The following is a 24,034-nucleotide window of genomic DNA, read 5'->3' on the forward strand; positions in this document are numbered from 1 at the left end:
AGGGGATCTCCCATGATCACGCCATCCCAGTCGGCGATCACGGCGACCGGACTGCGCAGGTCGTTCGGCGACCACGTCGTGCTCGACGGAATCGACCTGAACGTCCCACGGGGCACCGTCTTCTCGCTGCTCGGCGCGAACGGAGCGGGCAAGACCACCACGGTCAAGATCTTGTCCACGCTGATCCGCGCCGACGGGGGCAGCGCGCGAATCGCGGGCCACGACCTGGCCGCCGAGCCCGACGCGGTCCGCGCCGCGATCGGCGTCACCGGTCAGTTCTCCGCAGTCGACAACCTGCTGACCGGCCAGGAGAACCTGACCATGATGGCCGACCTGCACCACCTGGGCCGGGCGGCAGGCAGGCGCAGGGCCGCCGAACTGCTCGACCAGTTCGACCTGGCCGACGCGGCCAAGAAGCCGGCCGCGACCTATTCCGGCGGCATGCGCAGACGGCTTGACCTCGCGATGACCCTGGTCGGCACACCCCAGGTGATCTTCCTCGACGAGCCGACCACCGGGCTGGACCCGCGCAGCCGCCGTGGCATGTGGCAGATCGTGCGGGAGTTGGTCGCGGGTGGCGTCACCATCTTCCTCACCACGCAGTACCTGGAGGAGGCCGACGAACTCGCCGACCGGATCGCGGTACTGGACCACGGCAAGATCGTCGCCGAAGGCACCGCAGACGAACTCAAGCGCCGTATCCCCGGCGGCCACATCCTGCTGCGGTTCGCCGGCCTCCCCGACCTCGAGTCCGCCGCGCGCGCCGTGGGCCAGGCGTCCCGCGACAGCGACGCGCTCGCCCTGCGGGTGCCGCACGACGGCAGCCTCCGTGCGCTGAAGGCCCTGCTCGACCGGCTTGACGAGAACGCGGTCGAGGTCGACTCGCTGAGCATGCACACCCCCGACCTCGACGACGTCTTCCTCGCCCTCACCGGCAACCCCAAGAACGAGAAGGTGGCCACGCGATGAGCACTGTGTCGTACGCACTGACCGACTCGGCGACGATGCTGCGCCGCAACCTCAAGCGAATGGTGCGCTATCCGTCCATGACGGTGACGCTCATCGGCATGCCGATCGTCTTCCTGCTGCTGTTCGTCTACGTCCTCGGCGGCACACTCGGCGCCGGGCTCGGCGGCCCCTCCGGCGGACGGGCGGAGTACGTCAACTACGTCACCCCCGCGATCATCCTGATGACGATCACCGCCGCGGTTCAGGGCACCACCATCTCGGTCGCCATGGACATGACCGAGGGCATCGTCGACCGGTTCCGCACCATGGCCATCGCCCGCATCTCCGTCCTGACCGGACACGTCGTCGGCAGCCTCGTCCAGACGATGCTCAGCATCGCGGCGGTCATCGGCGTCGCACTGCTCATCGGCTTCCGGCCGTCGGCAGGTCTCGGCGACTGGCTCGCCCTCACCGGCGTCCTGGTGATGATGGCCTTCGCCTTCATCTGGCTGTCGGTCGCATTCGGTCTGGCCAGCAAGACCGTCGAGTCGTCGAGCAACGTCGGCATGCCGCTGGTCCTGCTTCCGTTCCTCGGCAGCGGGTTCGTCCCGACCGACTCGATGCCCACCGCACTGCGCTGGTTCGCCGAGTACCAGCCGTTCACCCCGCTCATCGAAACCATCCGCGGTCTCCTGATGGGCACCCCGATCGGGAACAGTGCCGTCATCGCCATCGGCTGGTGCGTCGTCATCACCCTCGGCGGCTACCTCTGGTCGAAGAAGCTGTTCAACCGCGAGTCCACCCGATAGAGCTCGGCGGCTACTGCCCCGAGCGCAAGCCGACCGCAAGGAGACGGCCGACACGAAGTCCCAAAGCGGGCAGCGAAACGCCCGGCGGCTCCGAGTGGAGCCGCCGGGCGTTTGCCCTGCTACATGGCGGTGGCGGAGGGATTTGAACCCTCGGAGGGCGTTAACCCTCACACGCTTTCGAGGCGTGCTCCTTAGGCCACTCGGACACGCCACCGCCGAGAAGGGTACAGGACGCCGGGTCCGGACGCCGAACCGGTATCGCCCGCGCCGGCCTGGCAGGATCTTTGCCATGAGTACGCACATCGGCGCGAAGCCGGGAGAGATCGCCGAACGGGTCCTGATGCCGGGTGACCCGCTGCGGGCCAAGTGGATCGCGGAGACCTACCTCGAGGACGCCAGGTGCTACTCGACGGTTCGGGGCATGCTGGGCTTCACCGGCCGCTGGAACGGCGTGGAGGTCTCCGTCCAAGGCTCCGGCATGGGCATGCCGTCGGCCTCCATCTACGCCCACGAACTGGTCAACGACTACGGCGTGAAGTCCCTGATCCGGGTCGGCTCCTGCGGGGCGCTCGCCGAGGACCTCCGGCTGCGGGACGTGGTGGCGGCGATCGGCTCGTCCACCGACTCGAACATGAACCGGATGCGCTTCGACGGGCTGATCGACTACGCCCCGGTCGCCGACTTCGGGCTGCTGCGTACGTCGGTCGAGGTGGCCGAGCGGCGCGGCGTCGCCATGCGGGTGGGCCCGATCCTGGCGGCGGACGCCTTCTACACCGACCGCCCCGACCTGTACGACACACTCGCCGACTACGGCGTGCTGGCCGTGGAGATGGAGTCCGCGGCGCTCTACACGATCGCCGCCCGGTTCAAGGCCCGGGCGCTGACCATCCTCACGGTCAGCGACCACATCAAGACCGGCGAGAAGACCACCGCGGAGGAGCGCGAGCAGACCTTCTCCCAGATGGTCGAGATCGGCCTGGACACCATCATCGCCTGACCATCCCACTCATCAAGATCGCGCTCGATCCGGGAAACAGTGGCCTCCCGCAGCTCCGGACACCACTATTTCCTGGATCGAGCGCGATCCTGGACGGCCAGCGCCGCGCGGCACGGCAGGCGCGGCGGCCGGGGCCGGGCGGGCCGGGGCGCGGCTGGGCTGGGCGGGGCGACGCTCAGCGGAAGAAGGCCCGCAGGACGGCGGAGTTCTCGGCCTCCAGCACTCCCCCGTACACCTCGGGGCGGTGGTTGAGCCGGCGGTCACGCAGCACGTCCCAGAGCGAGCCGGCCGCCCCGGTCTTGGGCTCCCACGCCCCGAAGACCACGGTCGGGATCCGGGCCAGCACGATCGCACCGGCGCACATCGTGCACGGTTCGAGGGTCACCACCAGGGTGCAGTCGTCGAGCCGCCAGCGGCCCAGGCGCTCGGCGGCCCGGCGCAGCGCCAGCACCTCCGCGTGCGCGGTCGGGTCCCCGGTCAGCTCCCGCTCGTTGCGCCCGGCGGCCAGCTCAGTCCCGTCCGGGCCGTAGACCACGGCGCCCACCGGCACGTCGTCCGCCGCCGGACCGGTGACGGGCGATTCCGGGCCGGTGACGGGCGATTCCGGGCCGGTCACGGCGACCTGGAGCGCCCGGCGCATCCACAGCTCGTGTCGCTGTCGGCGGCCGGGCCCGTCCAGCTCCGCCAATCCCTCGTCCGCGCCCGGGCCGACCCGTGCGACCGCGCCCGGGGTCGGCTGGCCCGGTCGCACGGGTCCCAGCGCCGGGTCGGTCGCATCGGCCGGCTCGGCGGCACCCGCCGCCGCCGACCCGCCACCGGCCAGCCCGGCCCCGGCGGTGGAGGGCGGCGGATCAGACGCCACGCAGTTCCTCGACGTCGTCCACGCACCCGAGGATCTGACACACCTCGGCGGTGACGTCGGCCGGCAACATCCCCTCGTGCGCGCAGAGGGCCAGCAGCCGCTGCGCGGAGATGCCGAGGTCGGCCAAGAGGTCCGCGTCGCCGACCGGGTCGGCCTCCGGGTCGACCGCCGGCTGTTCGTTGTCGTCGTCGCCGGTCGCGCTCGACCGGGGCTCCTCGGTGTCGTCGAAGCCGGTGACCGACCCCTTGAGGTCCCCGACCAGCAGGGCGCCGAGCCGGGACTCCTCCGCGTACGCGGAGTCGGAGCCGAAGACCCGCAGGTCCTCGGCCTCGTCGAGGCGCAGGACGACCAGGTAGGCATCGTCGGCCTCGACGAAGAGCAGCGACAGATCGGCGTCCGGCTCGACGTCGCGCAGCCGGTCGGCGACCTCGTCGACGTCGGTGGCGCCGCGCAGGTTCACCTCGGCGGCCGTCCAGCCGCCCTCGTCGCGCACCACGGCGGCAGCGAAGTACGACACGGTCCCCCCAAATAGCTTCGGCACAACTCGCCGACTCGTTACGCGTGCACGTTAACCGGTCGGGTCGGCAGGCGACCGGTCAACGCCCCGAAGGGCCGGTCAATCCCGTGGAAAGTGTGGTGTGGGCCCGTTCAGCCGGCGACGCGACGCCGGGTGGCGATCAGCTGCCGCAACTGCTCGGTGCGGGCGCGCTGCGGCCGGTCCTGCCTGCGTACCGCTCGGGCCCCCGCCAGCTCGGCGAGGATCTGTAGACGGCGGCGGCTCCGCTCGGGGTCGAGGCGGGAGGTGGTCCAGGCCATACCGCCGAGGGTGCGCCGTCTGAGCGGGTACGTCAAGACGGGGCTTCCGTGCGCAGCCGGGCCGCGACCGTCGGTGCTCGACCGACCCCCGGCCGCCCCGGCGGCGGGTACCTGTCACCGGCGTGCCGGGCGGTGCGGTGGGGACTCCGGTGTCACCGTCCTCGCGTCGCCGCCCGCCGAGGTCTCACCACAGGGGCCAGTCGCCGACGGTCGCCCAGCGCACGGCGACCACCGCTGCGGCGACGCTCCAGCCGCCGGCGGTGACGATGGCGACCCCGGTGGCCACCCCCCGGTCGCCGAGCCGGACGAGCGCCAGGGCGGCCAGCCAGGCTAGCCCGCCGGCGAGGACGGTCCACCAGGCGTATCCGGGGACGTCGCGGCCGAGCAGGCCGAACAGCACCAGCCAGGCGGCGGCGAGCGCGCCGCCGGAGGCGACGCCCGCCCCGGTGACGGGGTGGGGTTCGCGCCAGGTCGGCCGGGTCGGCGGCCCGGAGGGGAAGAGCCCCGAGGGGGTACGCGAACCGGGACGCCCCGGTTCCGGGTGGGCCGGGAGGGTGGGCTGCCACGTCGTCACCGTCACTCCTTCCGAGCCGGCGCTCCCGCACCGGGCGGTCGGCCAGCCCGGGCGGTCCGGCCAGCACACGGGACGGGTGCCGGCGGCGCCCCGGACCGTACCGACCCAACCGTAACCGTTCTGTCAGGATGATCGGATGTCCTCGTGCTTCTCGCGCCGGCGCCGTGCGCGTGCGGCGTACCCGGTTCTGCTGCTGCTCGCGCCGGTGCTGGCCGCCGGCTGCTCGGCGCCGCCGTCCGCCGCGCCGAGCAGCGGCGGGTGGGTCGGGACCGCCCCGGCCACCGCCGACCAGCCGGCCGCGCCGACGGCCGTGCCAGCGCCAGCGCCGACGTCCGCCCGGCCGTCGGCCTCGGCCTCGCCGACCCGGGCCGGCCTGCGGCACGTCTTCCCGGTACGCGCCGGCAACGTCGACTACCACCCGACCCACTCCGCGTACCCGGGGACGGACATCTTCGCCGACTGCGGCGAGCCGGTGGTGGCGGTGACCGACGGGACGATCCTCGAGGTGAGCCGGGTGGACCGGTTCGACCGGCGAGGGCCGCTGGGGCCGTACAACGGGGGGCTGTCGGTGTCGCTGCTGGGCGACGACGGGGTGCGCTACTACGGCTCGCACCTCAGCGCGATCTCCGCCGGGATCGACGCGGGGACCCGGGTGCGGGCCGGCCAGCAGGTCGGCAGGGTGGGCCGGACGGGCAACGCGAACAACGTCTGCCACGTGCACTTCGGCATCTCGCCTGCCTGCACGGGCCGGGGCGACTGGTGGATCCGGCGCGGGGTGGTCTGGCCGGCCCGCTACCTCGACTCGTGGCGGCGGGACGGCAACCGGGAGCCGGCCGCCGAGGTGGGCTCGTGGCGGCGGAAGCACGGCTGCCCGAAGGCCCCGACGGCCGGCGGCGGGGGCGGCTGACCGGCCCGGACGGGCCACCCGCCGGGAGCGGGCTCACCCCCTCGGCCAATCGCGACATCACGGCTTAACCGGTCGGACACATTGACGCATGTCTCGGCAAGCGGTTAACGTCGCGTCGTGAGAGAGCGCTCTCACAGAGAACGAACCTCCCGATTACCACCAAACGCCGCCGCCGGCCGGTCCGGCGTCCCCGCGCGATGGAGGCACCCGTGACACCTCCCGCACCACACCGCCACCGCCTCTGGGCCCTCGCCTCGACCACCGTCCTCGCCCTCGTCGCCGGCGGCCTCGCCGTCGCCGCCAACACCGCCCCCGCCGAGGCCGCCCCGGTCGGCGCGGGCAGCTACACCACCACCCCCGTCGGCCCGCTGCCCTCCGGGTGCGGACAGCTCTCCACCAACCCCCGGCAGTACGTCACCGCCGACGCCCCCGCCGGGGCCGTGCCCACCAACGACTGGTGGTCGTCGCTGCTGTTCAAGCGCACCGACTGCGCCTACAGCGAGCCGCTGCACGCCCATCCGCTCTCCTACGACACGTTCACCGACGGGCTGGGCTTCTCCGCCAACTCCACCCCGGCGATCAGCGGCACCGCCACCGGCGTCGGCGAGTTCCACTACCCGTACGTGCAGGACGTCCGCGTCGGGGTGGCCGGGCTGGCCGCGCCGACCGTGAAGGTCGCCAACTGGACCGACTGGACCGTCACCCCCTACTGGAGCGACGGGGCCCGGACCATGCGCGCCACCATCGGCCACGGGCTGCCGTTCGCGTACTTCCAGACCACCGGCGGCGACGCGGTGGTCAGCGCCAACAGCACCCCGACCGTCTGGTCGAACAGCGGCGCCACCATCGGCTTCACCGTCGCCGGCCACGACTACGTCGGATACGCCCCGACCGGCGCGAGCTGGACGGTCAGCGGCGGCCGGATCTCGTCCACGCTGGCCGGCAAGGGCTACTTCTCCCTCGCCCTGCTGCCCACCACCGCGAGCAGCACCGCGCAGGAGCGCGCCGACCTGGCCGCCTCCTACGGCCGGTACGCGCACGCCCACGTCACCGGCACCCGGGTCTCGTACGCCTACGACCAGGCGAGCAGCCGGATGACCACCACTTTCGCGTTCACCACCACGGCCCGGGAGGGCACCGCCACCCAGACCGTGGTGAGCCTCTACCCGCACCAGTGGAAGGCGCTGACCGGGTCCACCCCGATCGCCCAGAGCTACCCGTCGGCGCGGGGCCGGATGAAGGTGCTCACCGGCGTCAGCCAGTTCCGCACCGCGATGACCTTCCAGGGGGTGCTGCCCGAGCTGCCCGCCGTCGGCGACGGCTCCGGCGCCGACCTGACCACGCTGCGCGACCAGCTCGCCGCCGTCCGGGGCAACCCGATGGACCAGCGCGGCGGCGACACGTACTGGACCGGCAAGGGCCTCGGCCGGGCCGCCCGGATCGCCGAGGTGGCCGACCTGGTCGGCGACACCGCCACCCGGGACAGCGCGCTGAACGCCATCCGGGCCACCCTCACCGACTGGTTCACCGCCTCGCCCGGCAAGGCCGCGAAGGTCTTCTACTACGACCAGAACTGGGGCACCCTGATCGGCTACCCGGCGTCGTACGGGTCCGACCAGGAGCTCAACGACCACCACTTCCACTACGGCTACTTCATCGCCGCGTCGGCCACGCTGGCCAAGTTCGACCCGCAGTGGGCTACCGACGCCCGCTACGGCGGCATGGTGGACCTGCTCATCCGGGACGCCGACAACTACGACCGCAACGACACCCGGTTCCCGTACCTGCGGGACTTCGACATCTACGCCGGCCACGACTGGGCCTCCGGGCACGGCTCGTTCGGCGCCGGCAACAACCAGGAGTCCTCGTCGGAGGGGATGAACTTCGCCAACGCCCTGATCCAGTGGGGCCAGGCCACCGGCGACACCGCCGTCCGCGACGCCGGCATCTTCCTCTACACCACCCAGGCCGCGACGATCCAGGAGTACTGGTTCGACCACGCCAACGAGAACTTCCCGGCCGCCTTCGGGCACTCCACGGTCGGCATGGTGTGGGGCGACGGCGGGGCGTACTCGACCTGGTTCAGCGCCGAGCCGGAAATGATCCAGGGCATCAACCTGCTGCCGGTCACCGGCGGCCACCTCTACCTCGGCTACGACCCGGCGTACGTGCGCACCAACTGGGCGGAAATGGTCCGCAACAACGGCGGGCAGCCAACCGTGTGGCAGGACATCCTCTGGCAGTTCCAGGCGCTCGGCGACGGCAACGCAGCGCTGTCGAGTCTGCGGGCGAACCCCGGTTACACGCCGGAGGAGGGTGAGAGCCGCGCGCACACCTTCCACTGGATCCGCAACCTCGCCGCGCTCGGCACCGTCGACACCACGGTCAGCGCGAACCACCCGCTGAGCGCCGTCTTCACCCGCAACGGGGCGCGGACGTACGTGGCGTCGAACATCACCGCCGCGCCGATCACCGTTCGGTTCTCCGACGGGACCACGCTCGCCGTGGCGGCCGGAAAGACGGCCACCACCGGGGCGTACACCTGGAGCGGTGGCAACGCGACCGGCGGCGGCCCGGGCCCGTCGCCGAGCCCCACCCCGACTCCCACCCCCACCACCCCGACTCCCACCCCCACCAGCCCGTCGCCGAGCCCCACCACCACCCCGCCGCCGTCCGGCTCGCCGACGCGGTACCTGCTCACCGACGGCGGCCTCGGGGCGGCCGGAGGCGCGGCCACCACGACGGTGGCGGCGGCGAACGGCAACCACGACGGCACCCCGACCAACGCCCGGGTGTTCACCGCGACCGGCCTCAACCTCGGGTACGCCGGCGGGCAGACGTCGTTCGACCTGTTCCTCGACGCCGGCGCCGCGGTCGGCAACGGGGTGCAGGTGCGGATCTCCTACGACCTGACCGGCAACGGGAGCTGGGAGCGGGTGGAGACGTACCGCTACTTCGCCACCGACCCGGTCACCGGGTACGAGCACTACACCCAGGCCGCCGGGCTGGCCTCCAGCAGCGGGACGCTCGGCGCCCTGACGGGCGGCACGGTCAGGGTGGAGGTCTGGTCGGCGATCGGCAACAACCCCACCACCCTCGGCCTCGGCAACCAGTCGGTCGTGAGACTGCCGTACTCCTGATCCGACGCACCACCACCCCCGCGCCGCCGGTCGCCCCCGACCGGCGGCGCGGGCGCGTAGGTTGCAGGGCATGACCGCCCGGGACCCCGTCGCCGACCTCCGCCGGATCGCTTTCCTGCTGGAACGGGCCAACGAGGCGACGTACCGGGTCCGGGCGTTCCGGTCGGCGGCGAAGGCCCTGGCCGCGCTGCCGGCGAACGGGGTCGCCGAGCGGGCCCGCGCCGGGACGCTCACCGACCTGGCCGGGGTCGGCGACGTCACCGCCCGCTGCGTCGCCGAGTCGCTGGCCGGCGAGGAGCCGGTCTACCTGCGCCGGCTGGTCGCCACGGAGGGCACCGACCTGGACGCCGCAGCTACCGCGCTGCGCACGGCGCTACGCGGCGACTGCCACACCCACTCCGACTGGTCCGACGGCGGCTCGCCGATCGAGGAGATGGCGCTCGCGGCGGTCGAGCTGGGCCACGAGTACGTCGTGCTGACCGACCATTCGCCCCGCCTGAAGGTGGCCCGTGGGCTGACCGCGGACCGGCTGCGCAAGCAGCTCGACCACGTGGCGGCGGTCAACGCGGCGCTGCCCGAGGGGTTCCGCATCCTCACCGGGATCGAGGTGGACATCCTCGCCGACGGCTCGCTGGACCAGGACGAGGAGCTGCTGGCCCGCCTCGACGTGGTGGTCGGCTCGGTGCACAGCGGGCTGGGCGACGAGCGGGGCAGGATGACCCGGCGGATGCTGGCCGCGATCGCCGACCCGCACCTGGACATCCTCGGCCACTGCACCGGCCGGATGGTCTCCTCCCGCCCGGCCGGGGTGAAGGGGCCGGGCGACCGGGCGCACCGGCCGCGTACCCGGGCCGAGAGCGACTTCGACGCGGACGCCGTGTTCGCCGCCTGCGCCGAGCACGACGTCGCCGTCGAGATCAACTCCCGCCCCGAGCGGCAGGACCCGCCGAAGCGGCTGATCCGCCGGGCCCTGGAGGCCGGCTGCCGGTTCGCGATCAACACCGACGCCCACGCCCCGGGACAGCTCGACTGGCAGCGGTTCGGCTGCGAGCGGGCGGCGCTGTGCGGTGTCCCCGCCGACCGGGTGGTCAACACCTGGCCGGCGGACCGCCTGGTGGGGTGGGCCCGGCGCTGATCAGCCGACGGCGGGCCCGGTCGCCGGCATGGGCGGGCCGCCCCCGTCGACCGCGGAAGTGGCCGTCTTCTCGACCGCCGCCGGGCCGGTGGCCACCGCCGGCTGCCTGCGCCGGCCGAGCAGTCCCTGCGTCACCGCGACCCCGGCCAGCACCACCAGCGCGCCGACCGGCTGGTGCCAGCTCAGCCGCTCGTCGAGCGCCAGCGCCCCGATCAGCACCGCGAAGATCGGAATCAGGTAGGTCACCGTGGAGGCGGTGGTCGCCCCGGCGACCCGGATGTTGCGCATGTTGATCACGAAGGCGAGCCCGGTGCCGAGCGCGCCCAACGCGAGCACGCTGGCGAGCACCTCGGCCGAGAGGCCGGTGGGCACCGGCGGTGCCCCCGCCACCAGCGGCCCCACCACGGCGAGCTGGGCGGTCGCCAGCAGAAGCTGGGCCGCCGACAGCGACACCCCGGAGTGGGAGCTGCCCGCGATGAACCGCTTCTGGTACGGAATGGCGACGCCGTAGCAGGCCGCCGCGCCGAAGCACATGAGCTGGCCGGTGAAGTGCGCCCCGCCGACGCCCTCCCAGACGCCCAGCACCACCAGCACCCCGGTGAAGCCCAGCCCCAGCCCGACCGCGCTGCGCGAGGTCAACCGCTCGGTGCGGAACACCAGCACCGCCATCGGCAGCACGATCAACGGCGTGGCGGCGTTCCAGATCCCGGCGAGCATCGACTCGACCCGCTGCTCGCCGTACCCGAAGAGGGTGAACGGCATGGCCACGCCGAGGGCCGCGGCCACGAAGAGGTGGGCCCACACCCGGGGCTCCCGGGGCAGCCGGTCGCGCAGCAGCGGGAGCAGGACGAGCAGGGTCAGCGCCCCGGCGGCGACCCGGTAGAGGGTGAGGTGCAGCGGGTGCAGCTCCCGGACGCCGATCTTGATGAACAGGAAGCTGGAGCCCCAGATCGCGGCGAGCGCGAGGAAGCCCGGCAGCCAGCTGCGCAGCGCCGGCCTGTCAGGGGTGATGTCCGGTGTCACCCCTGACACTCTGCCGGAGCGGTACGACGAAGTCCCGCGCTTTTCGGCCACCGTGTCCCGCGCCACAGAAACCACCTAGAGTGGTGGTGCGTTGACCAGCCGAGGAGGTGCCCCCGATGGCGATGCCGATGCGTTTCGACCCGCTCGTCGACCTCGACGGGATCTGGACGACCCAGCTCGCAGAGCGTTACCTCCCGCTGCCGGAGCTGCCCGATGCACGGTACGAGTGCATCGACGGAAGGTTGGTCATGACGCCCGCTGAGGTCGGCACGAACAGTTACGGCGAGGGCAAGTTGATCCGCATCCTCGGGCCCACCGCCGAGGCTGCCGGCTTCTACGTCTACGGCCAGGTGAACCTGACCTTCGCGCCGCAGCGCTGGATCCAGCCGGACGTCACGGTGCTGCACGACCTGCCGAAGACCGACGAGGAGGACCGGTGGGTCCCGGTCCATCTGTGCACGATGGCCGTCGAGTTCGTCTCGCCGGGCAGCCGCCGGCAGGACTTCGTCGACAAGCCGCGCCGGTGCGCCGAGGGTCGGGTGCCGTACTTCATGCGGGTCGAGATCTCCCGCCGGCTGCGGCACGCGGCGGTCGAGCTGTTCACCCTCGGCAAGTTCGGCGGCTACGACACCCTCGCGCGGGCGGTCAGCGGGGAACGGCTCCGGGCCGACGCGCCGTTCCCGATCGATTTCGACCCGGCCGAGCTGCTGCCCTGAACACGCCAAACAGGTCGACAGGGCGGCGGCATGGTCGCGTAGGGTCGCAGCCGTGGGACGAATCGATGACCTCGCCGACCGGTACGTCGCGGACTGGGCGCCGCTGAGCCCGACCGGTGCAACCTACGTCGGCATCGCCGGATATGACGATCAACTGGACGACCTGTCGCCGGAGGGCTACGCGGCCCGGGCCGAGTTGGCCCGGCGCACCCTCGCCGACCTCGACGTCACCGAGCCGGAGTCGGAGTCGGAGCGGACGGCCAAGGAGGCCATGCAGGAGCGCCTCGGCCTGGACCTCGCCCGGTACGACGCGGGCGAGACGACCAGCGAGGTCAACGTCATCGCCAGCGGCCTGCACGAACTCCGCATGGTGTTCGACCTGATGCCGACTGGGAGCGCCGACGCGCAGGCCGACATCGCCGCCCGGCTCAACCGGTTCGCCGGCGCCCTTGAGGGCTACAAGACGACGCTGCGTGAGGCGGCCTCCTCCGGGCGGGTCAGCTCGAAGACCCAGCTCGTCGAGGTCGCGAAGCAGTGCGATGTCTGGACGGATCCGGACGGCGACAACTTCTTCCACGGCCTGGTCGAGCGGCTCGGCGCGGACGGCACGCTCGGCGCGGAGCTGCGCCGGGGCGCGGCGGCGGCCACCGCGGCCACCGCCGGGTTCGGCCAGTTCCTCCGCGACGAGCTGGCCCCGGTCGGGCGGGACAAGCAGGCCGCCGGCCGGGAACGGTACGAGCTGGCCTCGCAGTACTTCCTCGGCGCGAAGGTCGACCTCGACGAGACGTACGCCTGGGGCTTCGCCGAGCTGGCCCGGCTGGAGTCCGAGATGCGGGCGGTGGCCGGCCGGATCGTCGGTCCGGGCGCGACCGTCGACGAGGCGGTGGCCGCTTTGGACGCCGACCCGGCCCGCACGATCCAGGGCAAGGAGGCGTTCCGGGACTGGATGCAGGCCCTGGCCGACAAGGCGGTCAGCGAGCTGCACGGCACCCACTTCGACATCCCGGAGCAGGTCCGCCGCATCGAGTGCTGCCTCGCCCCGACCAGCGACGGGGCGATCTACTACACCGGCCCGAGCGAGGACTTCTCCCGTCCCGGGCGGATGTGGTGGGCGGTGCCGCAGGGGATCACCGACTTCTCCACCTGGCGCGAGGTGACCACGGTCTACCACGAGGGCGTCCCGGGCCACCATCTCCAGATCGGGCAGACCGCCGTGCGGACCGACCTGCTCAACCGCTGGCAGCGGTTGCTCTGTTGGGTCTCTGGGCACGGCGAGGGCTGGGCGCTCTACTCGGAGCGGCTGATGGACGAGCTGGGCTACCTGGATGATCCGGGCGACAAGCTCGGCATGCTCGACGGGCAGGCGCTCCGGGCCGCCCGGGTGATCGTCGACATCGGCATGCACCTGGAGCTGGAGATCCCGAAGGACAACCCGTTCGGCTTCCACCCCGGTGAGCGGTGGACCCCGGCGCTGGGCTGGGAGTTCATGCGGGCGCACTGCCGGGTGCCGGACGAGAACCTGCGCTTCGAACTGAACCGCTACCTTGGCTGGCCGGGGCAGGCCCCCTCGTACAAGGTGGGCGAGCGGATCTGGCTCCAGGCCCGGGAGGACGCGAAGGCCCGCAAGGGCGCCGACTTCGACCTCCGGGAGTTCCACCGGCAGGCGCTGGACCTCGGGGCGCTGGGGCTCGACCCGCTACGCCGGGCGCTGGCCCGGATCTGAGGCGACGACGGCGGCCGGGAGCCGGGGCGGACCCCCGGCTCCCGGCCGCCGCACGGTCCCGGCCGGTGTGGGCGCTGGTCCCCGGGCGGTGTGGGCGCTGGTCCCCGGCCGGTGTGGGCGCTGGTCCCCGGCCGGTGTGGGCGCTGGTCCCCGGCCGGTGTGGGCGCTGCTCCCCGGGCGGTGTGGGCGCGTCAGGCCAGGGTCAGCTTGAGTTCCGGCTTCGCGGTCAGGACGTCGCTGTCGACGTACGCCAGGTCGATGACCGGGTCGGTGAAGGTAATCGGAATCGGCGAGGTGATCGGAATGCCGTCCGGGAACGGCAGATCCGGGCTGAGGGTGATCTTGATGCCGAGCAGTCGCCCGACGAACCGGGTGGCGTAGAAGGCCACGTCGCCCTGGACGGTCAGCCGGTCGGTGGCGTACCGCGTGGTCTTCCCGCCCGGGCCGCCGGCCTGGAGCAGGAAGTCGTCGGTGACGGCCTTGTCCATGCTGAACTTGAGCGCCCTGAGCTTGCCCGCGCCGGTGTCCAGCTCGACGATCCCCTCGAACCGCAGCCCGGTCATGGTGACCTCGGAGCCGGTGAGCTTCGACGGTTCCGCCGCGACCCGGGGCTGGCCGGGTTCGGCGGCGATCCGGGGCAGCGGTTTGCCGGCCTCGACCTCGCCCGGCTCGGTGGGCTTCGGGGTGGCGCACCCGGGGCCGTTCGGCCCGGGCTTGCCGGTGCCGGGCGAGGCGTCCGGGGTGGGCTTGGCCGGCCTGCGGGTCGGGGTGGCGGTCGCCGTGGGGGTGGCCCCCGGCGGCGCCCCCGGGCCCTCCGTCGCCCCGGCGGCGTCCCCTGTCCCGCCGGCCGCCGGCGCGTCGTCGCCGCCGGTGAGCAGGTCGCCGATGCCGTCGATGATGTCGGTGATCAGGTTGCCGCCCGACGTCTTCCCCGAGCTGGGGCTCGGGCTCGGGGTGGAGCTGGGGCTCTCGCCGGCAGGGCGGGACGGTGACGGTCTCACAGCGGTCGGGCTCATGCTCGGGCGTGACGGGGTGGGGCAGAGCACGGCCGGCGCGGCCTGCACGGGGCTCTGGTCGCGCAGCGCGAGCGCCCCGGCGGCCGAGCCGCTGAGCAGCACCAGGGTGACCGCGAGCAGCTTCGGGTACGGGCCGGCCTGCGGCCGGCCGTCCGGCCCGACCGCCGGGAGCACCTCGGTGCTGTCGTGGTCCCGGTCGGCGGGCGACGGCTCACGCAGGGGGTTGCGGGGCCGGGGCAGGGTGTCGGTGAGCGGGCCGGTAACGTCCTCGCCCGGCTCCGACCGGGGCATCAGCTCGTCGACGAGCGCCGGCTCGTCGACGAGCTCACCGTCGTCCGGCCGGGCGGCCGGCTCCGGCTCGGCAGTGGCGGGGGCAGTGGCGGGGGCGGCGGTCGGCCGGCGGGACGGCACCCAGGCGAAGCCGAGGGCGCTGCCGACCATGCCGAACAGCAGGCCGACGAAGAAGCCTCCGAGGTTGACCCCGATGAGCGAGAAGACGGCGGTGACCGCGCCGACGATCGCGTAGAACATCCGCTGCTGCGGGGTGAACCACATCAGCATCCCGCAGGCCACCAGGATGACCGGGATCAGCCAGGACAGGAAGCCGGTCGGCCCCGTCTGGAAGGTGAGGCCGCTGAGGCTCATCTGGGTGGTGGAGAAGATCTCCACCCCGGCCAGCGCGGTGAACAGTCCGCCCCAGAAGGGTCGGCTCCGTCGCCAGCGGCGGAAGCCGCGCCACGCCTGGCTGAGTCTGCCCGGCTGGGTGTGCTGCGGGTTGGCGGTCGTCACGTGCTCCTCCTGACAGTGCTCACGGATCACGGAGCAAGGCCGAGGCCCGTGGAGGATGCCCTCCACGGGCCTCGGGGGTGGCTCAGAAGCACTCCTTGGCGCCCTCGCCCATGTTGACCTTCAGCTTCAGCCCGTTGAGGGTGAAGATCGCGGCGCTGGTGGACCGGGCCACCTGCTCGAGACCGATGATCGTGACGTGGTCGGCGCTCTGCCCGAAGGACTTGGGGGTGGCCCCGGAGTTCAGGTCGGTGGCGTCCCGGCCGATCTTGATGTTCTTGAACTCGGCGTCGCCGCCGAGGGAGTCCATGTCGATCAGCAGCCCTTCGGCGGTGGCCGGCTTGCCGCCGCCCCCGGCGTTGATGGTGAGCACGATCGGCATCTCAGGCACCTTCACCGACTGGCAGAGGTCGTAGAGCTCGGCGTTGGCGATCTCGGAGACGGCCACCGGGTGGACCGTGCCGTCCTTCTCCTTGACGAACCCGCCGTACTGCTTGAAGCCGTCGCCCTCCAGCTTCGAGGCCCCGACCTTGAAGGTCTGGCCGGAGACGGCGAACGACGCCGCGATCGCGCCGTTGGCCATGCCGAAGACGATGGCGCCGGCGACAGCGGTCGCGGGCACCATCATTGCGGCGAAGCGCCGCCAACGGGTGCCGCCCTGCGCCAGACGGTCTTCCGATTCCTTCACGGGTCCTCCTGGGACGGAGCTCACCGAGCGCGGTGGCGGCTCGGGAGGGGAAGCTGCGGTGTGGTGGTGCCGCGGTCCGCCGTACCCGGCGGGACGGCGCGGGCTGCGGTTTGGATGCTCCCGCGAAGAAAGCCGGCTCACAAGCCCCTTGCTACTGACCGGTAACCGCTTCGTGGCATAACGATCGCCATCGATCACCATGAGTCAACGCCCGCCGGGGAATCCACCCGAACAAACCGGACAGAGCGCAGCAGGGTGCGCCCCGTGCCTCACGTGGGGTAGTCGCGATACCCGGCGGTAACTTTTTGGTAACGAGGGGCTGAAAAGTCGCTGCGAGTGATCCACAGATCGCCCTCACGGCCGACGCCGCCCGACGGGACGGCGGGTGTCAGACCCCCTCGGCGAGCCAGTCGTGGAGCAGCCGGTGGTCGATCGCGTCGACCCGGCCCAACGGGCGGCCGGTGGCCATCCGCTCCCGCAGCTCGTCCCGGGTGAACCAGCGCGCCTCCAGCAGCTCGACGCCGTCCACACGGATCTCCTCGGCGGCGGCGACGGCCCGGAAGCCGACCATCAGACCGGCCGGGAACGGCCACGCCTGCGACCCCTGGTACGACAGGCCGGCGACGGTCACCCCGGCCTCCTCCGCCATCTCCCGCCGCACCGCGTCCTCCAGGCTTTCGCCCACCTCCACGAAGCCGGCCAACGTCGAGAACGCCCCCTCCGGCGCCCCGCCGTGCCGGGCCAGCAGGCAGCGCGCGGGCGGGCCGGGCGCCTCGACCAGCACGATGACCGCCGGCTCGATCCGGGGGAAGAACGACCTCCCGCAGTCCGCCCCGCCGCAGGCCCGCACGTGCCCGCCCTCGCGGGGCGTCGTGACCGCCCCGCAGCTACCGCAGTGCCGCTGCCGGCGGTGCCAGTGCAGCAGCCCGCGCGCGTACGCCTGGACGGCCGCCTCGGCCGGCCCCAGCCGGCCCACCAGCGTCCGCACATCCATTGCCGCTGCGGCACCGGAGAGGCGTACCGCCTCGGGCTCCGGTCGGCTTGACAGATCGGCCGCGAACACCGCCACTGGCCCGCCGGTCCGCGGCACGCCGCCGTCCAGCCCGAGAAAGACCACCTCATCGGCGACCCTGCGCAGCTCCGCCGCGGCCGGCCCGCTCAACCGCACCGGCGTGTCGTCGGCCGAGACGAGGCAGCGCTCCCGCCACAGCGGCAGCAGCACGCTCTCCGGCTCCGCCAGTCGCGCCGAGACCCACTCCGGGTCCCCGCGCAGCGCGGCCGCCCGGTCGAGCCATCCGCCCCCGTACGCCAGCACCCGCTCGTCCGTCGGCACCCGCCCACCCTGCCACGGCCGCCTGGTCCGGAACGAACCGGCACCGGGGCGGCGACGCACACCCGGTCCGGTGGGCGTCGACACGCTGCCCGAATGTGGTCGGGGCGCAGTCTGCCGCTCCGCCCGGCCGTTGGCTACCGTAGGTGTCTTCCGGGTGGGGGACACCCCACGTGGTACGTACCGATCGAGGTTGCTGTGACTCTGTACGGCGAAACACGACCGCCCGCCGACGACCGGCCGACCGTCAAGGTGACCGCGGTGAGGTGGCCGGACGACGAGCCGGAGCCCACTGCGGCGGCAGCCCCCGGCGGCAGCCCGGGCCCCCTGTCCCGGCGACTGCGGATCCTGCTCGCCGCCGGCGTCACCACGGTGGTCCTGGGCGCCGTGGCCGGCGTCGGCGTGTACGCCTACGCCGGCGACGTCCCCCGCGGCACCAGTGTCCTCGGCACCGAGCTCGGCGGGCGCAGCCGCACCGACGCGATCCGGGACCTGCACACGGAGCTGGGCCGGGCCGGCACTCTCACCGCCCCGCTGCGGGTGACCATCGGGGAACGGACCGTCGAGGTCAAGCCCGCCGACGTCGGGCTCACGATGGACGTCGAGGCCACCGTCGACGCGGCAGCGAGGACACAGGCCCACCCGGTGAGCCGCCTCGTCGGCTCCCGCACCGTCGCGCCGGTGGTGACCGTCGACGCCGCCCGGCTCGACGCCGCCCTGCGCAAGGCCGCCGGCGACCAGATCCACGAGTGGACTGTTCCGGCGATCATCTTCACCGGCACGACCCCGAAGCCGGTCCGCCCGAAACCCGGCCGCGCGCTCGACCCGCAGCGCTCGGCCCAGGCGGTCCGGGACGGTTGGCTCACCGGCCAGCCGGTGACCGTGCCGCTGGTGGAGACCCAGCCGGCGACGACGGATGAGGAGGTCAGCCGGCTCGTCGCCGAACTGGCCCGCCCCGCCGTCGCCGCCCCGGTGACGCTCCGCACGCCCAAGGGCTCGGTCACCATCCCCCCCGCCGCCATCGCCTGGAGCCTGCGCTTCACCGCCGACGACAGCGGGAAGCTCACCCCCCGCATCGATGTGAAGCGGCTACGCTCCGCCCTCGGCGACAAGCTGGGCGCCATCGAGGTGGAACCCCGCGACGCCCGGATGACCGTCACCGGCGGCAAGCCGACGCCGGTCGACGGCCGGCCCGGCCAGCAGCTCGACGCGACCGCACTCAGCCGGGACCTGCTCGCCGTGCTGCCCCGCACCGACGACCGCACCGTCACCGGCCAGCTCAAGGAGACCCAGCCGGAGGTCACCACGGCGAAGCTCGCCGGCCTCGGCATCAAGGAGCGGGTGTCCCGCTTCACCACCCACTTCACCGGCGGCCTCTCCTCGCCCCGCAGCCAGAACATCGTCCAGGTCGCGAAGGAGGTCGACGGCACGGTCGTGCTGCCCGGCGAGACGTTCTCGCTCAACGGCCACACCGGCGAGCGCGGCTACGACCAGGGGTACCAGGACGCTCCGGTGATCCTCGACGGCAAGCTCGTTCCCGGCGTGGGCGGCGGCGTCTCCCAGTTCACCACCACCCTGTTCAACGCGACCTACTACGCCGGGCTGGAGGACGTCGAGCACAAGCCGCACTCGTACTGGTTCAGCCGGTACCCGGCGGTCATCGAGTCGACGATCTTCTGGCCGAACCTCGACTTCAAGTTCCGCAACAACACCACGCACGGCGTCCTCATCGACACCTCGCACACCGCCAGCTCGGTGACCGTGTCGATCTGGAGCACGAAGATCTACGACAGCGTCAAGACCGAGTACGGCCCCCGCCGGGGCATCACCAGCCCGAAGACGATCCACCTGGAAGCCGGCCCGTCGTGCATCCCCAGCAACGGCATCGACGGCTTCACCCAGGATGCCTTCCGGATCATCAAGAAGGACGGCAAGGTGCTCAAGCGGGAGAAGTTCACCTGGCGGTACCTGGCCGAGCCCCGCTACATCTGCGGCGGCTGAACGCCCGTCGGACCCCGGCACACGAATGCCCCGCCGGCATCGCCGGCGGGGCATCTTTCATCGGGTACGCGCAAAGCGCCCCGGCGGTCGCTCAGGGCCGTGCTGCGGCCAGCCCCTGGCGTACGCCGGCCGCGTCGAGGTCCGTGCCGTAGACGGGGGTGTCCGGCTGCTGCCGCCAGCTCTCGTCGAGGGTGCCGGCGTCGACCGGGTCGAAGCCCAGGGCGTCGACCAGTTCCATCACGATCCGCTTGGCGTCGGCGTCGGCCTCGTCGCCGGCCACCGGCAGGGCGATCCGGTCGGCCGAACCGGCAGGGCGACCGTTCTCCAGCAGGTGCTGGGCCTGGATGTTGTTGAACGCCTTCACCACCCGGGCGCCCTTGAGGTGCTCGGCGGTCCACCGGCTGGAGCTGAGGCTGCGGTCCAGCAACTCGGCGATGTCCCCGTCCCGCTGCGGGTAGTAGTTGTCAGCGTCGACGACGACCTTGCCCTCGAAGAGTTCCGCGGGCAGCGCCGGCAGCGCCAGCAGCGGAATCGCGATCACCACCAGGTCGGCATGGTCGACGGCCTGCTCCACGGTCCCCGCAGTCGCGCCGGTCTCCTCGGCAAGCTCGGTGAGGGACGCCGGCCCGCGCGAGTTGGCCACCGTCACGTCGTGACCCAGGGCGCGCAGCCGACGGGTGAGGGTGCCACCGATGTGCCCCGATCCGATAATTCCGATCTTCATGACCACTCCTGCCTCCGCCTGTCGGCGGTCAGATCCGGTCGAACTGTGGGCAGGTACCCCGACCCGCGCGTCCCAAGAGTGCTGGAGGCATACGCCACGTACGGTTTTCCGGCCACGGTCGCGGGGAACGCCGCGTCGGCGGGTCCCTCACGACGCTACCGATCCCGGTGGCACCGGCGGGAGGCGTTCACGGAAATGGTCACGGAAACGCGTCAGGGCCACCCCCGAAGGGGTGGCCCTGACCGAAAGATGTCCGGCGGTGTCCTACTCTCCCACACCCTCCCGAGTGCAGTACCATCGGCGCTGGAGGGCTTAGCTTCCGGGTTCGGAATGTAACCGGGCGTTTCCCCTCCGCCATGACCGCCGTAACTCTATCGACATATCAAACAACACCAGCAACTGGTCTGTTGTTCATTTGTCGAGAGTTGCACAGTGGACGCGTAGCAGCTTAGTAGTCAAGTCCTCGGCCTATTAGTACCGGTCAACTCAACCCGTTACCGAGCTTACATTTCCGGCCTATCAACCCAGTAGTCTAGCTGGGGGCCTTACCCCACAAAAGTGGGTGGGATACCTCATCTTGAAGCAGGCTTCCCGCTTAGATGCTTTCAGCGGTTATCCCTTCCGAACGTAGCTAACCAGCCGTGCCCCTGGCGGGACAACTGGCACACCAGAGGTTCGTCCGTCCCGGTCCTCTCGTACTAGGGACAGCCCTTCTCAAGTATCCTACGCGCACGGCGGATAGGGACCGAACTGTCTCACGACGTTCTAAACCCAGCTCGCGTACCGCTTTAATGGGCGAACAGCCCAACCCTTGGGACCTGCTACAGCCCCAGGATGCGACGAGCCGACATCGAGGTGCCAAACCATCCCGTCGATATGGACTCTTGGGGAAGATCAGCCTGTTATCCCCGGGGTACCTTTTATCCGTTGAGCGACACCGCTTCCACTCGCAAGTGCCGGATCACTAGTCCCGACTTTCGTCCCTGCTCGACCTGTCAGTCTCACAGTCAAGCTCCCTTGTGTACTTGCACTCAACACCTGATTGCCAACCAGGCTGAGGGAACCTTTGGGCGCCTCCGTTACCTTTTAGGAGGCAACCGCCCCAGTTAAACTACCCACCAGACACTGTCCCTGAACCGGATAACGGCCCGAAGTTAGAAACCCAAATCAACCAGAGTGGTATTTCAAGATTGCCTCCACCCATACTGGCGTATGGACTTCACCGGCTCCCACCTATCCTACACAAGCTAATTCGGATACCAATGTCAAGCTATAGTAAAGGTCCCGGGGTCTTTCCGTCCTGCCGCGCGTAACGAGCATCTTTACTCGTAATGCAATTTCGCCGGGCCTGTGGTTGAGACAGTGGGGAAGTCGTTACGCCATTCGTGCAGGTCGGAACTTACCCGACAAGGAATTTCGCTACCTTAGGATGGTTATAGTTACCACCGCCGTTTACTGGCGCTTAAGTTCTCCGCTTCGCCCCGAAGAGCTAACAGGTCCCCTTAACGTTCCAGCACCGGGCAGGCGTCAGTCCATATACATCGAATTACTTCTTCGCATGGACCTGTGTTTTTAGTAAACAGTCGCTTCCCCCTGCTCTCTGCGGCCATACAACGCTCCACCCGCAAGGGGCTTCACGTCTCCGGCCCCCCTTCTCCCTAAGTTACGGGGGCAATTTGCCGAGTTCCTTAACCACAGTTCGCCCGATCGCCTCGGTATTCTCTACCTGACCACCTGTGTCGGTTTGGGGTACGGGCCGCTAAGAACTCGCTAGAGGCTTTTCTCGGCAGCATAGGATCACTGACTTCACCTGAATCGGCTCGGCATCACGTCTCAGCCTTAATGCACCGCGGATTTGCCTACGGTACGGCCTACACGCTTACCCCGGCACAACCACCGGCCGGGCTCAGCTACCTTCCTGCGTCACCCCATCGCTTGACTACTACCCGCCAGGTTCCCACACTCACCCAGTTAAGTCCGAAGACCGCCCCAAGATCACATGGTTAGCACAACAAGGTTCATCATGGGCGTTCTTTCGCGGGTACGGGAATATCAACCCGTTGTCCATCGACTACGCCTCTCGGCCTCGCCTTAGGTCCCGACTCACCCAGGGCGGATTAGCCTGGCCCTGGAACCCTTGGTCATCCGGCGGAAGGGTTTCTCACCCTTCTTTCGCTACTCATGCCTGCATTCTCACTCGTGCCGCGTCCACAACTGGGTCACCCCGCTGCTTCACCCCCGGCACGACGCTCCCCTACCCATCCACACACCTGCACAAGGAATCAAGTCCAAGCGAGGATAAAATATGAATGCCACAGCTTCGGCGGTGTGCTTGAGCCCCGCTACATTGTCGGCGCGGAACCACTTGACCAGTGAGCTATTACGCACTCTTTAAAGGGTGGCTGCTTCTAAGCCAACCTCCTGGTTGTCTATGCGACCCCACATCCTTTTCCACTTAGCACACGCTTAGGGGCCTTAGCTGGTGATCTGGGCTGTTTCCCTCTCGACTACGAAGCTTATCCCCCGCAGTCTCACTGCCGCGCTCTCACTTACCGGCATTCGGAGTTTGGCTGATTTCGGTAAGCTTGTGGGCCCCCTAGACCATCCAGTGCTCTACCTCCGGCAAGAAACACGCGACGCTGCACCTAAATGCATTTCGGGGAGAACCAGCTATCACGGAGTTTGATTGGCCTTTCACCCCTAACCACAGGTCATCCCCCAACTTTTCAACGTTGGTGGGTTCGGCCCTCCACGCGGTCTTACCCGCGCTTCAGCCTGCCCATGGCTAGATCACTCCGCTTCGGGTCTAGGACACGCGACTGAATCGCCCTATTCAGACTCGCTTTCGCTACGGCTCCCCCACACGGGTTAACCTCGCCACATGCCACTAACTCGCAGGCTCATTCTTCAAAAGGCACGCCGTCACCCCGCAAGGCTCCGACGGATTGTAGGCGAACGGTTTCAGGTACTATTTCACTCCCCTCCCGGGGTACTTTTCACCATTCCCTCACGGTACTTGTCCGCTATCGGTCACCAGGAAGTATTTAGGCTTACCAGGTGGTCCTGGCAGATTCACGGCAGATTACAGGGGTCCGCCGCTACTCGGGAACACCCACAGAAGACCAGCCACTTTCACCTACCGGACTCTCACCGCCTACGGTCAGCCATTCCAGACTGTTCGGCTAGCAACTGGTTTTATAACTTCTCGAACAAGTGTCAGCTCATTCAGCAAGGTCCCACAACCCCAACCACGCAACCCCTGACAGGTATCACACGCAGCCGGTTTAGCCTAGATCCGCTTTCGCTCGCCACTACTCACGGAATCACTCTTGTTTTCTCTTCCTACGGGTACTGAGATGTTTCACTTCCCCGCGTTCCCTCCACACACCCTATGTATTCAGGTGCGGGTGACATCACATGACTGATGCCAGGTTTCCCCATTCGGACACCCTGGGATCACAGCTTGGTTGACAGCTCCCCCAGGCCTATCGCGGCCTCCCACGTCCTTCATCGGCTCCTGGTGCCAAGGCATCCACCGTTCGCCCTTGACAACTTGACCACAAAGATGCTCGCGTCCACTGTGCAATTCTCAACAAACGACCAACCCACAACCCACAGCCCCACACCAAACCCGACAACCGCCGACGGTATGCGAGACCAGGCCATGCCTGGCAACCAACCCCCACCCACAGGCGAGGCAATGGCTCCGAAGAAAACAACCACAACGGTTGTTCCTTCAGGACCCAACAGGGTGCTCTCCGCCCTCCCCCAGCCGCACCAGAAGGAACCATTCCCACCACCCCAAAAGGGCAGCTGTACTAGGTCCCCCGGCCGTTGCC

General features: G+C 70.3%; 18 protein-coding genes, 1 tRNA gene and 2 rRNA genes. 9 read left to right on the forward strand and 12 right to left on the reverse strand.

Going from position 1 to position 24,034, the window contains the following annotated elements; translation table 11 throughout:
• Positions 1-12: 12 nt before the first annotated feature.
• The gene (locus OG617_RS12665; RefSeq protein WP_405101518.1) at positions 13-969 is read left to right on the forward strand and encodes an ATP-binding cassette domain-containing protein; all 957 of its coding nucleotides are present in this window, start codon (positions 13-15) and stop codon (positions 967-969) included.
• Positions 966-1,757 (forward strand): ABC transporter permease, encoded by a 792-nt coding sequence (locus OG617_RS12670; RefSeq protein ID WP_405101520.1) that lies wholly within the window; start codon positions 966-968, stop codon positions 1,755-1,757. The genes OG617_RS12665 and OG617_RS12670 overlap by 4 nt, the downstream gene beginning before the upstream one ends.
• A 124-nt stretch (positions 1,758-1,881) precedes the next feature.
• On the opposite strand, the gene OG617_RS12675 is transcribed toward OG617_RS12670, so the two are convergent.
• Positions 1,882-1,971: transfer RNA gene (locus OG617_RS12675), tRNA-Ser, on the reverse strand.
• 75 nt (positions 1,972-2,046) lie between these two features.
• On the opposite strand from OG617_RS12675, the gene deoD reads away from it, so the two are divergent.
• Complete coding sequence (gene deoD / locus OG617_RS12680; protein ID WP_405101522.1) at positions 2,047-2,754, forward strand: purine-nucleoside phosphorylase; 708 nt, start codon at positions 2,047-2,049, stop codon at positions 2,752-2,754.
• A gap of 175 nt (positions 2,755-2,929) precedes the next feature.
• On the opposite strand, the gene OG617_RS12685 is transcribed toward deoD, so the two are convergent.
• The 4 genes from OG617_RS12685 to OG617_RS12700 all read right to left on the reverse strand — a co-directional run bounded on the left by OG617_RS12685 (position 2,930) and on the right by OG617_RS12700 (position 5,006).
• Positions 2,930-3,394 (reverse strand): nucleoside deaminase, encoded by a 465-nt coding sequence (locus OG617_RS12685; protein WP_405103656.1) that lies wholly within the window; start codon positions 3,392-3,394, stop codon positions 2,930-2,932.
• Positions 3,395-3,605: 211 nt separating this feature from the next.
• Entirely contained in the window at positions 3,606-4,133 is a 528-nt protein-coding gene (locus OG617_RS12690) for a tRNA adenosine deaminase-associated protein (protein ID WP_405101524.1), read from the reverse strand.
• 131 nt (positions 4,134-4,264) lie between these two features.
• Complete coding sequence (locus tag OG617_RS12695; protein ID WP_405101526.1) at positions 4,265-4,432, reverse strand: hypothetical protein; 168 nt, start codon at positions 4,430-4,432, stop codon at positions 4,265-4,267.
• A 184-nt stretch (positions 4,433-4,616) separates the two neighbouring features.
• On the reverse strand, positions 4,617-5,006 hold the full coding sequence (locus OG617_RS12700) for a hypothetical protein (RefSeq protein WP_405101528.1): 390 nt from the start codon (positions 5,004-5,006) through the stop codon (positions 4,617-4,619).
• A 136-nt stretch (positions 5,007-5,142) separates the two neighbouring features.
• Here OG617_RS12700 and OG617_RS12705 point away from each other — a divergent pair, with 136 nt between their 5' ends.
• The 3 genes from OG617_RS12705 to OG617_RS12715 all read left to right on the forward strand — a co-directional run bounded on the left by OG617_RS12705 (position 5,143) and on the right by OG617_RS12715 (position 10,188).
• A complete protein-coding gene (locus OG617_RS12705) occupies positions 5,143-5,913 on the forward strand; it encodes a M23 family metallopeptidase (protein ID WP_405101530.1) in 771 nt (256 codons plus the stop codon).
• A gap of 209 nt (positions 5,914-6,122) precedes the next feature.
• Positions 6,123-9,053: a glycosyl hydrolase gene (locus tag OG617_RS12710; RefSeq protein ID WP_405101532.1), complete on the forward strand. Its 2,931-nt coding sequence runs from the start codon at positions 6,123-6,125 to the stop codon at positions 9,051-9,053.
• A gap of 70 nt (positions 9,054-9,123) precedes the next feature.
• On the forward strand, positions 9,124-10,188 hold the full coding sequence (locus OG617_RS12715) for a PHP domain-containing protein (RefSeq protein WP_405101534.1): 1,065 nt from the start codon (positions 9,124-9,126) through the stop codon (positions 10,186-10,188).
• On the opposite strand, the gene OG617_RS12720 is transcribed toward OG617_RS12715, so the two are convergent.
• Positions 10,189-11,211 carry a DMT family transporter gene (locus OG617_RS12720; RefSeq protein ID WP_405101536.1) on the reverse strand — a complete coding sequence of 341 codons (1,023 nt, stop codon included), beginning with the start codon at positions 11,209-11,211 and terminating at the stop codon, positions 10,189-10,191.
• Positions 11,212-11,327: 116 nt separating this feature from the next.
• Here OG617_RS12720 and OG617_RS12725 point away from each other — a divergent pair, with 116 nt between their 5' ends.
• Both OG617_RS12725 and OG617_RS12730 read left to right on the forward strand, forming a co-directional pair.
• The gene (locus OG617_RS12725) at positions 11,328-11,927 is read left to right on the forward strand and encodes a Uma2 family endonuclease (protein WP_405101538.1); all 600 of its coding nucleotides are present in this window, start codon (positions 11,328-11,330) and stop codon (positions 11,925-11,927) included.
• Positions 11,928-11,979: 52 nt separating this feature from the next.
• Positions 11,980-13,650, forward strand: a complete 1,671-nt coding sequence (locus OG617_RS12730; protein WP_405101540.1) for a DUF885 domain-containing protein — start codon at positions 11,980-11,982, stop codon at positions 13,648-13,650.
• Positions 13,651-13,841: 191 nt separating this feature from the next.
• Here the strand turns inward: OG617_RS12730 and OG617_RS12735 are convergent, their stop codons facing one another.
• The 3 genes from OG617_RS12735 to nudC all read right to left on the reverse strand — a co-directional run bounded on the left by OG617_RS12735 (position 13,842) and on the right by nudC (position 17,473).
• Positions 13,842-15,455, reverse strand: coding sequence for a DUF6114 domain-containing protein (locus OG617_RS12735; protein ID WP_405101542.1), 1,614 nt, complete (start codon positions 15,453-15,455; stop codon positions 13,842-13,844).
• Between the two features lie 82 nt (positions 15,456-15,537).
• The gene (locus OG617_RS12740) at positions 15,538-16,080 is read right to left on the reverse strand and encodes a DUF6230 family protein (protein ID WP_405103658.1); all 543 of its coding nucleotides are present in this window, start codon (positions 16,078-16,080) and stop codon (positions 15,538-15,540) included.
• Positions 16,081-16,528: 448 nt separating this feature from the next.
• A complete protein-coding gene (gene nudC / locus OG617_RS12745) occupies positions 16,529-17,473 on the reverse strand; it encodes an NAD(+) diphosphatase (protein WP_405101544.1) in 945 nt (314 codons plus the stop codon).
• A 195-nt stretch (positions 17,474-17,668) separates the two neighbouring features.
• Between nudC and OG617_RS12750 the strand changes: the two genes are divergently transcribed.
• Positions 17,669-19,471: a VanW family protein gene (locus OG617_RS12750; protein ID WP_405101546.1), complete on the forward strand. Its 1,803-nt coding sequence runs from the start codon at positions 17,669-17,671 to the stop codon at positions 19,469-19,471.
• A gap of 91 nt (positions 19,472-19,562) precedes the next feature.
• Here the strand turns inward: OG617_RS12750 and OG617_RS12755 are convergent, their stop codons facing one another.
• The 3 genes from OG617_RS12755 to OG617_RS12765 all read right to left on the reverse strand — a co-directional run bounded on the left by OG617_RS12755 (position 19,563) and on the right by OG617_RS12765 (position 23,754).
• Positions 19,563-20,195, reverse strand: a complete 633-nt coding sequence (locus OG617_RS12755; protein ID WP_405101548.1) for an NADPH-dependent F420 reductase — start codon at positions 20,193-20,195, stop codon at positions 19,563-19,565.
• Between the two features lie 251 nt (positions 20,196-20,446).
• A 5S ribosomal RNA gene (rrf, locus tag OG617_RS12760) occupies positions 20,447-20,563 on the reverse strand.
• An 83-nt stretch (positions 20,564-20,646) separates the two neighbouring features.
• Positions 20,647-23,754 (reverse strand): 23S ribosomal RNA (locus tag OG617_RS12765).
• Positions 23,755-24,034 lie beyond the last annotated feature (280 nt).

Source organism: Micromonospora sp. NBC_01412 (assembly GCF_045040215.1).
In the GTDB taxonomy this organism is placed as follows: domain Bacteria; phylum Actinomycetota; class Actinomycetes; order Mycobacteriales; family Micromonosporaceae; genus Micromonospora; species Micromonospora rubida.

What these genes read in the sequence shown, in the direction of transcription:
- OG617_RS12685 (WP_405103656.1), bottom strand. Translation starts at nt 3,394, where the DNA reads ATGCGCCGGGCGCTCCAGGTCGCCGTGACCGGCCCGGAATCGCCCGTC.
- OG617_RS12705 (WP_405101530.1), top strand. Translation starts at nt 5,143, where the DNA reads ATGTCCTCGTGCTTCTCGCGCCGGCGCCGTGCGCGTGCGGCGTACCCG.
- deoD (WP_405101522.1), top strand. Translation starts at nt 2,047, where the DNA reads ATGAGTACGCACATCGGCGCGAAGCCGGGAGAGATCGCCGAACGGGTC.
- OG617_RS12665 (WP_405101518.1), top strand. Translation starts at nt 13, where the DNA reads ATGATCACGCCATCCCAGTCGGCGATCACGGCGACCGGACTGCGCAGG.
- OG617_RS12715 (WP_405101534.1), top strand. Translation starts at nt 9,124, where the DNA reads ATGACCGCCCGGGACCCCGTCGCCGACCTCCGCCGGATCGCTTTCCTG.
- OG617_RS12670 (WP_405101520.1), top strand. Translation starts at nt 966, where the DNA reads ATGAGCACTGTGTCGTACGCACTGACCGACTCGGCGACGATGCTGCGC.
- OG617_RS12755 (WP_405101548.1), bottom strand. Translation starts at nt 20,195, where the DNA reads ATGAAGATCGGAATTATCGGATCGGGGCACATCGGTGGCACCCTCACC.
- OG617_RS12740 (WP_405103658.1), bottom strand. Translation starts at nt 16,080, where the DNA reads ATGATGGTGCCCGCGACCGCTGTCGCCGGCGCCATCGTCTTCGGCATG.
- OG617_RS12725 (WP_405101538.1), top strand. Translation starts at nt 11,328, where the DNA reads ATGGCGATGCCGATGCGTTTCGACCCGCTCGTCGACCTCGACGGGATC.
- OG617_RS12695 (WP_405101526.1), bottom strand. Translation starts at nt 4,432, where the DNA reads ATGGCCTGGACCACCTCCCGCCTCGACCCCGAGCGGAGCCGCCGCCGT.